Source organism: Proteus sp. fly-1089 (assembly GCF_040138965.1).
In the GTDB taxonomy this organism is placed as follows: Bacteria; Pseudomonadota; Gammaproteobacteria; order Enterobacterales; family Enterobacteriaceae; genus Proteus; species Proteus vulgaris_B.
The window spans coordinates 145,162-157,632 of the sequence record NZ_JBEETS010000009.1 but is presented as its reverse complement, the minus strand read 5'-3'; the positions used below and the strand labels follow the sequence as shown (position 1 = coordinate 157,632).

Below are 12,471 nucleotides of genomic sequence, written 5' to 3'. Positions count from 1 at the left end.
ATTAATAATAACACGACCTGCTGTGACTCAAAAAAGTGAGTTAACCCGCAGGTCGCAAAATAGGTAACAACCGTCGATGACGTACTTTGTTACTTGTCGCTACTTTCTACTTGACGTTCAAGCGACTTAAGTCTTTTTTGCATTTCATCAATTCGCAACACAAGTGCTGCGGTTTTACGCCATGCTTTGTTCGGCTGTAGCGGAATACCTGAAGAATAAACTCCCGGCTCAGTGATAGGACGCATTACCATACCCATTCCTGTTACCGTTACTTTATCACAGATTTCCATGTGACCATTGATAACACTTGCTCCACCAATCATACAGTAACGGCCTATTTTCAGGCTGCCCGCCATGATGACACCCCCCGCAACAGCGGTATTGTCACCTATAATGACGTTATGTGCGATTTGGCACTGGTTATCAATGATAACACCATTACCGATAACTGTGTTATCTAATGCGCCTCGGTCAATTGTTGTACATGCACCGATTTCTACACGATCGCCAATAACAACAGAACCTAATTGTGGAATTTTGATCCAATTACCACGTTCATTGGCATAACCAAAACCATCAGAGCCAATAACTGTTCCTGATTGAACTAAGCAATCTTTACCAATAATAACTTCATGATAAATCGATACATTTGCCCATAAACGGCTATTATCGCCGATATGAGCTTTTTTACCAACAAAACAACCTGCGCCAATCACAACATTATCACCAAGGATAACATCTGACTCGATAACGGCATTTGCACCCACTGACACATTTTTCCCTAATTTAACATCAGGAGAAATCACAGCGCTTGGGTGAATATCTTGTGCTGGTTGTGGGGTTGTATCCATAATCTGCGCCATTTGAGCATAGGCAGTATACGGATTTTTTACCACAAGTGCGGCAACCGGACAGAATGGAAGATCAGCTTCTGTTAATACAACAGCAGCTGCTTGACATTCAGTTAATTTCTCACGATAGCGACTATCAGAAAGAAATGTAATTTGTTCGCTATTTGCTAGGCTCATTGAAGCAAGACCGGCGATAGTGATATCACCATCGCCGTGTAACTGTGCATTCAATTGCTGAGCAAGATCAGCTAATCGAATTGAAAACATCTATTATTTAACCTGTTTTTGAACCTGAGCAGTAATATCTTTACCATCTGCGAAATAAGGTACAGTGTTAGCATCTAAAATAACATCATAGCCTTCTTTCTTCGCTACTGCATCAACAGCATCTAATACACGTTTCATGATTTTGTTACGTTCTTCAGCTTGACGACGGCTAAAGTCTTGCTCAAAAGCTTGTGCTTTTTGTGCATATGCTTCACGTTTAGCAACCAGATCTTTCTCTGTATTTGCACGTTGTGTTGCATTCATGGTTGGTGCATCTTTTTGATATTTCTCAACAGCTGTCTGTAATGCTTTACCTAAGTTCTGCAATTCAGTATCACGTGATTTGAATTCATTTTCCAATTGTTTCTCTACCGCATCACGGTTAGGAATTTGTTGGAGAACTTGACCGATGTTCACAACACCTACTTTATCTGCGGCTTGAACACCAGCTGACATGGTCAATGCCATTCCTAGGGCAGCGGCACATAACAATTTTTTCACGATTAAACTCCTTAAAACCAAAAATAATTTTTTGTCAGAAATCGGATGCCTAATTAAATATTAAATTAGGCATCAACTTTACTTACATCGCTACCACGTTCTACCAATATTAAACTGGAATTGCTCTGATTTATCGCCTTCATAATCTTTTATTGGTTTAGCATAAGAGAATACTAACGGACCTAAAGGTGATAACCATTGTAACGCAACACCAGTTGAAACACGTATATCACTTGCTCGGCTATAATCAGGCATACCTGCGGTCCAAGCAGAGTTTGTGCTACTCCAATTGGTATCCCACACTGTACCCGCATCAACAAACACCGATGTTCTAACTGAAGATGAATATTTATCATCGACAAATGGTGTTGGTGTGATCAGCTCAAAGCTTGCCACTGCCATGGCATTACCACCGATTGCATCACTTGATGGTTCACCTGGTTTTGGCTTGCCATTTGCATCAAGATAAATCGCTTTAGGACCGATGTTATTTGAACGGAAACCACGAACAGTACCAGAACCACCGGCGTAGAAGTTTTCATAGAATGGTAATTCTTTACCACCTAAACCATCACCGTAGCCTAAACGGCCTTTAAATAGCGTTACCCAAGATTCTTTTTCATTAATTGGGTAATAAGCCATACCGTCCCAAGTCACTTTATAGTACTTGTTGTCAGAGCCAGGTACAGTCACACGCCCACTTAAGTTACTTCTCACACCAGATGTTGGGAAGAAACCACGGTTTAAGTTATTGAAGGTCCAACCCAAACTGACAGTATAGTCATCAGCGTTAAACGATTCACGTTTATCAAAGCCAGGATTTTCACCCATACTTTCTAGGTAACGCCACATTGCAACCTGCGGTTCCATACGTGACAGACCATTGTGAGTATAGCCTAAGCCAAGACGTGCTGAGTTATATTCATTAATTGGGAAACCTAAAGTTCCATCAACACCATAAGATTTATTGGTATAACCTGATAAATCAGCGTCATTTGCACGGAAGTCGTTATAGAAGATACGACCACCTAAGCTTACACCATTAACGGTAAAATACGGGTCAGTAACAGACAATTCAGCATAAGTTGAGTAATCATTTTTACTCGCATTAATCGCAACTGCGTTACCTGTACCTAACCAGTTATCTTGGGTAACACCCACTTGGAAACTCACACCACTTTCAGTACCGAAACCGACACCAAAGTTAAGAGAACCCGTGTTACGCTCTTTTACGCGATAAACAATATCAACTTGATCAGGTGAACCTGGAATACGTTGCGTTTCTGTTTCAACCGTTTCGAAATACCCCAAACGATTTAAACGCTCTTTACCTTGTTCAACTAAATCGCTACCTAACCATGCACCTTCCATTTGACGCATTTCACGGCGTAAAACAGAGTCCTTCGTGATGTCATTACCTGCGAAACGTACTTGACGAACATAGAAACGGTTTCCTGCATCTACGTTTACATGCAGTTTAACGGTTTTATTTTCATCATTAATTTCAGGATTAGTCATAACACGAGGATAAGCATATCCATAACGACCTAACAGATTTTTAATATCATTTTCTGTTTTAGTCACTTGCGCGCCATTATAAAGAGAGCCGGGAGCAATTTGGATAAGCTCTTCAATATCTTTGGTATAGCCTGCCGTATTACCATTGATTTCGGTATTTTCTACCGTGTATTTATCACCTTCTTTCAGGTTAATGGTAATGTAAATTCCTTTTTTGTCTGGTGTTAAGCTGACATTAGTTGATTCAATATCAAAGCGAGCATAACCACGATCGAGATAGAAACTTCTTAATGTTTCTAAGTCACCAGCTAGTTTTTGTTTTTGATATTTTTCATCCGCAGCTAAGTTCCACCAAGGCACATCATCACGTAATTGGAAGCGGTTAACGAGCTCAGCGGTAGAAAACGCTTTATTACCAACAATGTTGATTTGCTGAATTGTTGCTGATACACCTTCTGCAAATACGAGTTTTAAATCAACACGATTACGAGGAAGAGGTGTAACAACTACTTTTACAGTTGCATTATATTTACCAACACTATAATAGAAATCTTCAAGCCCTTTTTCGATGTTCGCTAACATTGTACGGTCGAGTGTCTCGCCAATACGAATATTAGAAGCCTCAAGATTCTGTTTTAGCATATCTTCTTTGATTGCTTTGTTACCAGAGAAAGTAATGCTGGCAATTGTTGGGCGCTCTTTTACTTGAACAATTAGTGTACTTCCGTCACGTAGAACACGGACATCATCAAAATTTCCTGTCGCAAATAACGAACGGATTGTTCGACTGATATCATCATTGCTAACCGAGTCTCCAACCCGGACAGGCATGTTCAGTAATGCTGCACCAACGGCGACGCGTTGAAGACCTTCAAATTGAATGTCCTGAACTACGAATCCGTCTGAACCGTATGCAGTGGCGCTGCCCAGCAGCAGCGACGCTATAAGCAACTTTTTCATCGCCATCGTTGTTTTGTGTTTTCCTAACCGGTCCCTGCTTACCAATTATAAGCGAGAGAAATCATTGAAAAGTGCAAGTCCCGTTAAAAGCATCAGTGCCATAATACCAATACGATAACAGAAGTCTTGTACACGCTCAGATACCGGCCCTCCCTTTATCTTTTCGATAACCAGGAAAAGCAGGTGCCCGCCATCTAAGACAGGCAGGGGAAACAAGTTAATGATCCCCAAATTGACACTAATAAGCGCCATAAACATCAAAAAATAAACAACCCCAGAATCAGCGGACATTCCTGCGCCTTTCGCGATAGAAACAGGTCCACTAAGGTTAGTTAATTTGACGTCACCAACCACTAACTTGCCAATCATTTTGACAGTTAAACCCATCAACTGCCATGTTTTATCAGAAGCTTCATACAGTGCTGAAAATGGGTTGTATTGTTGCATTATCAAGTATTGCTCATCAGGAGGTAATACTTGTAATTGCGCACCAACTTGCCCTACTTCAGTGCCGTCTTTCAGTGCAATAGCTGTCGGTGTAATCATTAATTCCAATGACGAGCCATTGCGTTCAACAAGAAGAGCCAATGTTTTATTTGGGCTTTGTCGAACAAAATAAGTAAATGGATGCCATGTATCTATTGGCTGACCATCAACTGTAACGATACGATCCCCTGCCTGTAAACCTGCTTTTTCAGCAACAGAGCCTACCGTTACTTCAACAATTTTCGAGTCCAATCTCGCGCCAACAGGCATAATCCCTAAAGATAAGATGGGATCTTGTTTTTCAGGATCAAAATTCCACTGCTGTAAATTCAGTATATTCTCACTCTCAGAGAGAGAATTTGGATCTGATACAACGAATGAAACCTCTTTGGCACCAATTTTACTGACTAATGCTAAACGAACTGAATTCTGATCAGGCGTTTCGATACCTGCAACGGATTTTAGTTCCATTCCAGGCGTTAATTTTGCTTGTTCTGCGATAGAATTCGGACGAATGTCTGCAATTACAGGTTTTAATGCAGGAACACCTATCATAAAAACAATCCAATAGGCGACGATTGCTAACAAGAAGTTGGCAATAGGTCCTGCAGCAACAACGGCGGCTCGTTGCCCTACCGTTTTATTATTAAATGCTAGATGACGTCGTTCAGGTGGAACTTCACCAACACGTTCATCTAACATTTTTACATAGCCACCCAAAGGTATCCATGCGATAACAAATTCAGTGCCGTGTTTATCTACCTTTCGCCAAATAGCTTTTCCGAAACCTATAGAAAAACGCTCAACATAGATCCCACAACGCCTAGCTACCCAAAAATGCCCAAACTCATGTACCGTAATCAAAATACCTAAAACGATAATAAATGCGGCAAGATTCCACAGGATACCCATTACTTACCTTTATAGTTTAAAGCCAGAAGAAATCAGGAAGACTAATCCTGCAAAAACTGGGATAGCTGCAGTCAAACTATCAATTCTATCAAGCACACCACCATGCCCAGGTATTAATTGGCTACTGTCTTTTATGCCCGAAACACGTTTAAACATACTTTCAGCCAGATCACCAAATACCGATACAATGACAACAACACCTGATATTAATAATAAATTATCGGGAACTTCGATTACTGGTGCAAAATGGGTAAATAACCCTGAAGCTACAACAGCAGTAATCAATCCACCGACTAACCCTTCAAGGGTTTTTCCTGGAGACACTTTTGGAGCCATTTTATGTTTCCCCATTAAGCGTCCAAATGCATAAGCACCAGAGTCAGCAGCCCAAACTAATATCATGACATACAATAACCACCATGCGCCTGTGTAAGTATCAGTGTTATACCCCAACATGCGCAATGCCATCATGCCACAATAAAAAGGAACAATCGTCAATATACCGAACAATAGCTTAATAAAAACTGAATTTTTCCACATATTGGCTGAATTCGGATAACTTACAACTAATAAAATTGCGGCTACCCACCAAATTAAACCAGCCCACAAACCATTTTTTATCATTGGGGTGTCGAGTAAGTGGTCAAAATTGGGTAAAGATAACTGCATAATTAATAACAATGCAGCAAAGCCTATCCCTGTTGCAATACGTTTGCCTTGAGAATGCCAGCCAATAAATTGCGCCCATTCCCAACCTGCTAAGCCTGATATTGCAATAATTACTAACCCAAAACCTGCCGGAGGCAGTAGAAATAGTGCTGCAATAACAATAGGGATTAAAATTAATGCGGTGATGACACGATACTTAAGCAAGTTATCCTCCCAGATTTATAGTATCTGTTTCTGATGTAGTACCACCGAAACGTCTTTCCCGTTTAGCAAAAGCATCTAGTGCATTCTGAAAAACTTGTTCATCAAAATCAGGCCATAAAACCTGTGTAAAATAAAGCTCAGCATAAGCTATCTGCCAAATAAGAAAATTACTTATGCGATGCTCACCACCTGTACGGATCACAAGATCGACACAAGGTTGATTATGCAAGCAAAGATGTGAAGATATGGCATTTTCATTAATATCTTCGAGATTAATTTCTCCTTTTGAGAGAGAGGTCGCTAATTGTTTTACACTTTGAGTAATATCCCATCGTCCACCGTAATTAGCAGCAATATTCAAATTAAGCCCTGTATTATTCGCAGTTAGTGCAACAGAATTTTTAATTCTGTCTTGTAGACGGCGGCTAAAACGACTGATGTCGCCAATAACCGTAAGTTTAACATTGTGTTTATGTAGGCTTTTCACTTCGTTGTCTAAGGCGAAGACAAATAATTCCATGAGAGAACTGACTTCTTGCTCAGGCCTATTCCAGTTTTCGCTACTAAATGCGTATAACGTTAGTGATTCAATTTTGTGTTTTACGGAAAAGCTAACCGCATCCCGAACTGCTTTAATTCCCGCGCGATGCCCCGTTACTCGGAGTTTCCCTTGCTTTTTAGCCCAGCGTCCATTGCCATCCATAATGATAGCAACATGCTTTGGTTTTGATGCGGATGAATCGTCACTGGATAAGTTCACTCAATTTAACCCTTTGCTAATCTGATACTGATACAGACAGTCCTCTTCGGATAACCCATGCACAAAAAAACCGTGTCATCCACGGCCTTTGGCAAAGCCTCAAAGTTGCTAAAGCAGTAGCTTTAGTAATGAACTGTTAATTTTCATTATTGTCTTTAGTGATTCGGCAACTATACCATTAGCCAGAAAGACGAACAAACACCCTATATTAAATATAATCGCCATTATACAAATTGAGTGATTATCTGATGAGTTTCTAATCTGGCTAATTTATCAATTTCTAGAACATCATTAATACTTTGAGGCTCTGATAGGTCAAAATGTTCAACAACTTTGCGATTAATTTTAGCAATATCAGTAAACTTCACTTTTTCGTGTAAAAAAGCATCAACAACGACTTCATTAGCCGCATTTAACACTGTTGTTGCCGCTTGTCCACGCTTAGACGCTTCAATAGCAAGTGCTAAACAAGGATAACGTTGGTAATCTGGACGAATAAATTCTAGCGATTGAATCTCAAAAAAATCTAATGCTTTTGCACCTGATTGAGTACGATGAGGATAAGCCATTGAGTACGCAATTGGTGTTCTCATATCAGGTTCACCAATTTGAGCAATAATACTGCCATCACGGTAGCGAACCATTGAGTGAATAACAGATTGAGGGTGAATAATTACTTCCATTTCTTCTTCTGATGCATTAAAAAAATAGCAAGCTTCTATATATTCCAATCCTTTATTCATCATTGTTGCTGAATCAACTGAGATTTTACGTCCCATCGACCAATTTGGATGTGCACAAGCTTGATCTGGCGTCATTGCCTCAAGTTCTTCTAACGGGGTATAACGAAAGGGTCCACCTGATCCCGTTAGTAAAATACTGGTCACGCCTTCATCAGCTAAAGATGCGTGGCCTAAATTTTCTTGGATAGCTTTAGGTAAACTTTGATAAATCGCGTTATGTTCACTGTCAATCGGCAAGACAGTTGCGCCATATTTAGCCACCGCATCAAAAAAAAGACGCCCACTGGTTATCAGTGATTCTTTATTGGCTAATAAAATTCTTTTACCTTTCTCTATGGCTGCAAGTGTTGGTTTTAGTCCAGCAACACCAGTTATCGCAGACATAACTTGATCAGCTTCATCAAGTGCTGCTATCTCATTAATTGCATGGGAACCAGATAAAATCTCTGTTTTACAGGATGTATTGGCGAGTAACTGTCTAAGCTGATTTGCGCTTTGTTCATCAGACATCACTGCATATTTAGGTTTAAAGGTGACACATTGTTGCGCCATTTTATTTGCATTTTTTCCTGCAACTAAGGCAAGAACCTGATACTCGTCAGGATTATTTTCAATAACGGAAAGTGTACTCGTTCCGATAGACCCTGTTGAGCCTAATATAGTTATTTGTTTCATTTATTAATCAATCAGTATGTCTACAACGTTTTAATTAAAGAGAATTATATCAGTATGACAAGGTAAATGAGGGAGAAAGATGAAAACTTTAATAAATAATGTGACAAAAAGAAGGTATTAAGCACGAAATTTCAAATAAATAACCAAAAATAATGCCGCTAAAAGCGGCATTATCAAAAAAAGATATAAAATTAGAATTCCATTAGCTCTGCTTCTTTCAGCGCTAATGCTTCATCAATTTTTTTAATGAACATATCAGTTAATTTCTGAATGTCATCTTGCGAACGGCGCTCATCATCTTCGCTGATTTCTTTATCTTTCAGTAATGCTTTTACTTTATCATTAGCATCACGGCGGATATTACGAACAGATACACGACCTTGTTCTGCATCACCACGAACAACTTTGATTAAGTCCTTACGACGTTCTTCAGTTAATGGTGGGAGTGGAACACGAATAATCGTACCAGCAGATGAAGGATTTAAACCTAAATCTGATGCCATAATCGCTTTTTCGACAGCGGGTGCTAAAGTACGGTCGAAAACCGTAATTGCCAGTGTACGGCCATCTTCTGCAACAACGTTAGCCACTTGGTTTAATGGGGTTGGCGCTCCGTAGTATTCCACTACAATACCGTCTAAAAGGCTTGGAGACGCACGACCAGTACGAACTTTATTAATCTGGCTTTTTAGTGCTTCAACGCTTTTATCCATGCGTTCTTGAGCATCTTTTTTGATTTCATTAATCACGTTATAAACCCTTGGGAACTGGTTATCTTCCAGTCGATATCAAACTCTATCGACATAAATGAATTGGCGTACTATTGATGTTAACGCCAAATTATACCGTTGTCTCTGTGTATTAAGCGTGAGAAATCAAAGTTCCTTCACTTTCACCCATTACAACCCGACGTAATGCACCTGGTTTATTCATATTGAATACGCGGATAGGCAAATTATGATCTCGGGCTAATGTGAATGCAGCAAGATCCATGACTTTCAATTCACGTTCTAATACATCCTGATAAGTCAGTGTTTCATAAAGTACTGCATCAGGATCTTTGGTTGGATCGGCTGAATACACGCCGTCCACTTTCGTTGCTTTTAGCACAACGTCAGCTTCAATTTCGATACCGCGTAAACACGCAGCAGAATCGGTAGTAAAGAATGGGTTACCTGTACCAGCCGAGAAAATAACAACTCGACCATGGCGTAATAAGCTAATTGCTTCTGCCCAACTGTAGTTATCGCAGACACCATTCAGTGGAAATGCAGACATAAGGCGTGCGTTCACATAAGCACGATGCAATGAGTCACGCATTGCTAAGCCATTCATTACTGTTGCAAGCATTCCCATGTGGTCACCGACAACACGGTTCATACCTGCTGCTGCAAGACCGGCGCCACGGAACAAGTTACCACCGCCAATTACAACACCGACTTGTATACCCAATTCAACGAGTTCTTTGATTTCCTGAGCCATGCGATCAAGTACGCTCGCATCAATACCAAAGCCTTCTGCGCCTTGCAGAGCTTCACCACTCAGTTTTAATAAAATTCGCTGATATACGGGTTTTGCATTGGTTGCCATGGTGTTCTGTCCTAAGCAGATTAGTCAATTGGAGGTTTTAGATAGCTTCTCTTTTAATAAAGAAAATAAACAGTCAGTGGAGATTGTAACAAAACAGAACCGCCATTAGGCGGCTCTGTTAACGCTAAGCGTTATTATTTGCTCATTGCAGCAACTTCTGCTGCGAAATCAGCTTCAACTTTCTCAATACCTTCACCTACTTCGAAACGAACGAAGTTGATAACATCAGCATTGTTTTCTTTCAGCAGTTCACCAACAGTTTTGCTTGGATCCATTACGAAGTGCTGACCAGTCAGAGAAATCTCACCGGTGAATTTGTTCATGCGACCAATAACCATTTTTTCTGCGATTTCGCGTGGTTTACCTGATTGCATTGCGATATCCATCTGAATTTGGTGTTCATGCTCAACAACATCAGCAGGAACATCTTCAGGACGAACATATTCTGGTTTGCTTGCAGCAACGTGCATAGCAATGTGTTTGATCAGTTCTTCGTTAGCGCCTTTAGCTGAAACTAAAACACCGATACGAGCACCGTGCAGGTAAGTACCTAATTCTTCAGCTTCTAATACAGCAACGCGACGAATATTGATGTTCTCACCAATTTTAGCAACTAATGCAGTACGTGCTTCTTCGAATTTAGCTTTCAGAGCTTCGATATCATCAGTTTTGTCTGCTAATACAGTAGCCATAACTTCTTTACCGAAAGCGATGAAACCAGCATCTTTAGCAACGAAGTCTGTTTCACAGTTCAGTTCAACCAGCGCACCGAATTTACCATCAGCAGCAACTTCTGCAAGGATGATACCTTCAGCTGCAACACGGCCTGCTTTTTTAGCTGCTTTTGCTTGACCTGATTTACGCATGTTGTCGATTGCTAATTCGATATCACCATTAGCTTCAACCAACGCTTTTTTACATTCCATCATGCCTGCGCCAGTACGTTCACGCAGTTCTTTTACCAATGCAGCGGTAATTCCAGACATTTGTTTCTTCCTCGACTTTTCTATGGGCTAGCCATAGATGTTCTCATAGCAGATGTGTAAAGGGGGCCTATTGAGGCCCCCTAACCAATATATAGCAATACCTGGTTAAATAAGGGCTCTTACGAGCATGCCTTATTATTCAGCTTCGACTAAGCCTTCTTCAGCCTGAACAGCCAGATCTTGAGAACGACCTTCACGAACAGCTGTAGCTGCAGCGGTCAGATATAATTTAACCGCACGGATTGCATCGTCATTACCAGGGATAATGAAGTCGATACCATCTGGATCAGAGTTAGTATCAACGATAGCAAATACTGGGATACCCAGGTTGTTTGCTTCTTTGATAGCAATGTGTTCGTGTTCAGCATCGATAACAAACAGAGCGTCAGGTAAACCGCCCATGTCTTTGATACCACCCAGGCTGTTTTCTAACTTACCAAGTTCACGAGAACGCATTAACGCTTCTTTCTTGGTCAGTTTGTCAAAAGTACCGTCCTGAGACTGAGATTCTAAATCTTTCAGGCGTTTGATTGACTGACGAACAGTTTTCCAGTTAGTCAGCATACCGCCTAACCAGCGGTGGTTTACAAAAAACTGGTCACAGCTTTCTGCTGCTTCTTTAACAGCTTCAACGGCAGAGCGCTTAGTACCAACAAACAGGATTTTGCCTTTACGAGAAGCAATTTTGTTCAGTTCAACCAGAGCTTCATTGAACATTGGAACAGTTTTTTCCAAGTTAATGATATGAACTTTGTTACGCGCACCAAAGATGAATGGTTTCATTTTTGGATTCCAGTAACGAGTTTGGTGACCGAAGTGAACACCGGCTTGCAGCATATCGCGCATTGAAACAGTTGCCATTTTAGACCTCTATAAATTTAAATTTGGGGTTATTTCGTCCACAAATCCCATACGACCGACTCATCAGCTGTAAAGGTTTAACCTTTACATAAGAGCACCCCGGCGTTATGTGCCGATTTGTGTGTGTAATTAACACAATTGAATGTTCAGATTTACTGTTACTACTCTGGATGTGATGCAATAACAGAACTCCGGCGCGCTTTATACCATAAATAACCTTAAGAAACCACTATTACTTGTATTTGATAACGGCGTATTTGACATAAAATTGGAGATATTAAACAGTGAAAAAAGAGATTATTAAAGCGATTGCTGTGAATATTGCTCTAATATCAAATCACTATAAAAAATGCCAAAGAGAAAAGCGCGATATGTAAAGACAATCAGATTCAGAAGGCGTAATGTTTGTAATTATTCTCGATATCAGACAGATTACACACATCCTCTTTATTGGCATGCCCACTTTCTGCTGATATCATAAATGGTAA

General features: G+C 40.3%; 11 protein-coding genes. All 11 read right to left on the bottom strand.

Annotated elements, in window-relative coordinates; translation table 11 throughout:
* Positions 1–89: 89 nt before the first annotated feature.
* The 11 genes from lpxD to rpsB all read right to left on the bottom strand — a co-directional run bounded on the left by lpxD (position 90) and on the right by rpsB (position 11,983).
* Positions 90–1,118 (bottom strand): UDP-3-O-(3-hydroxymyristoyl)glucosamine N-acyltransferase, encoded by a 1,029-nt coding sequence (gene lpxD, locus ABN080_RS16985; RefSeq protein ID WP_196554688.1) that lies wholly within the window; start codon positions 1,116–1,118, stop codon positions 90–92.
* A gap of 3 nt (positions 1,119–1,121) precedes the next feature.
* A complete protein-coding gene (locus tag ABN080_RS16980) occupies positions 1,122–1,619 on the bottom strand; it encodes an OmpH family outer membrane protein (RefSeq protein WP_036934019.1) in 498 nt (165 codons plus the stop codon).
* A 90-nt stretch (positions 1,620–1,709) separates the two neighbouring features.
* A complete protein-coding gene (bamA, locus tag ABN080_RS16975; RefSeq protein WP_072070005.1) occupies positions 1,710–4,103 on the bottom strand; it encodes an outer membrane protein assembly factor BamA in 2,394 nt (797 codons plus the stop codon).
* A 39-nt stretch (positions 4,104–4,142) separates the two neighbouring features.
* Complete coding sequence (gene rseP, locus ABN080_RS16970; RefSeq protein ID WP_349441584.1) at positions 4,143–5,495, bottom strand: sigma E protease regulator RseP; 1,353 nt, start codon at positions 5,493–5,495, stop codon at positions 4,143–4,145.
* Positions 5,496–5,504: 9 nt separating this feature from the next.
* The gene (cdsA, locus tag ABN080_RS16965; protein WP_349439624.1) at positions 5,505–6,368 is read right to left on the bottom strand and encodes a phosphatidate cytidylyltransferase; all 864 of its coding nucleotides are present in this window, start codon (positions 6,366–6,368) and stop codon (positions 5,505–5,507) included.
* Between the two features lies 1 nt (position 6,369).
* Positions 6,370–7,071 carry a polyprenyl diphosphate synthase gene (gene uppS, locus ABN080_RS16960; protein WP_208105101.1) on the bottom strand — a complete coding sequence of 234 codons (702 nt, stop codon included), beginning with the start codon at positions 7,069–7,071 and terminating at the stop codon, positions 6,370–6,372.
* 281 nt (positions 7,072–7,352) lie between these two features.
* Entirely contained in the window at positions 7,353–8,546 is a 1,194-nt protein-coding gene (gene ispC, locus ABN080_RS16955) for a 1-deoxy-D-xylulose-5-phosphate reductoisomerase (protein ID WP_349441583.1), read from the bottom strand.
* 191 nt (positions 8,547–8,737) lie between these two features.
* A complete protein-coding gene (frr, locus tag ABN080_RS16950; protein ID WP_072070010.1) occupies positions 8,738–9,295 on the bottom strand; it encodes a ribosome recycling factor in 558 nt (185 codons plus the stop codon).
* Positions 9,296–9,407: 112 nt separating this feature from the next.
* Positions 9,408–10,136 carry a UMP kinase gene (gene pyrH / locus ABN080_RS16945; RefSeq protein WP_023582710.1) on the bottom strand — a complete coding sequence of 243 codons (729 nt, stop codon included), beginning with the start codon at positions 10,134–10,136 and terminating at the stop codon, positions 9,408–9,410.
* A 134-nt stretch (positions 10,137–10,270) separates the two neighbouring features.
* Positions 10,271–11,122 (bottom strand): translation elongation factor Ts, encoded by an 852-nt coding sequence (gene tsf, locus ABN080_RS16940; RefSeq protein WP_023582711.1) that lies wholly within the window; start codon positions 11,120–11,122, stop codon positions 10,271–10,273.
* A gap of 135 nt (positions 11,123–11,257) precedes the next feature.
* The gene (gene rpsB, locus ABN080_RS16935) at positions 11,258–11,983 is read right to left on the bottom strand and encodes a 30S ribosomal protein S2 (protein ID WP_036934040.1); all 726 of its coding nucleotides are present in this window, start codon (positions 11,981–11,983) and stop codon (positions 11,258–11,260) included.
* Between the last annotated feature and the right edge of the window lie 488 nt (positions 11,984–12,471).

What these genes read in the sequence shown, in the direction of transcription:
- lpxD (WP_196554688.1), bottom strand. Translation starts at nt 1,118, where the DNA reads ATGTTTTCAATTCGATTAGCTGATCTTGCTCAGCAATTGAATGCACAG.
- bamA (WP_072070005.1), bottom strand. Translation starts at nt 4,103, where the DNA reads ATGGCGATGAAAAAGTTGCTTATAGCGTCGCTGCTGCTGGGCAGCGCC.
- rseP (WP_349441584.1), bottom strand. Translation starts at nt 5,495, where the DNA reads ATGGGTATCCTGTGGAATCTTGCCGCATTTATTATCGTTTTAGGTATT.
- uppS (WP_208105101.1), bottom strand. Translation starts at nt 7,071, where the DNA reads ATGGATGGCAATGGACGCTGGGCTAAAAAGCAAGGGAAACTCCGAGTA.
- ispC (WP_349441583.1), bottom strand. Translation starts at nt 8,546, where the DNA reads ATGAAACAAATAACTATATTAGGCTCAACAGGGTCTATCGGAACGAGT.
- pyrH (WP_023582710.1), bottom strand. Translation starts at nt 10,136, where the DNA reads ATGGCAACCAATGCAAAACCCGTATATCAGCGAATTTTATTAAAACTG.
- tsf (WP_023582711.1), bottom strand. Translation starts at nt 11,122, where the DNA reads ATGTCTGGAATTACCGCTGCATTGGTAAAAGAACTGCGTGAACGTACT.
- rpsB (WP_036934040.1), bottom strand. Translation starts at nt 11,983, where the DNA reads ATGGCAACTGTTTCAATGCGCGATATGCTGCAAGCCGGTGTTCACTTC.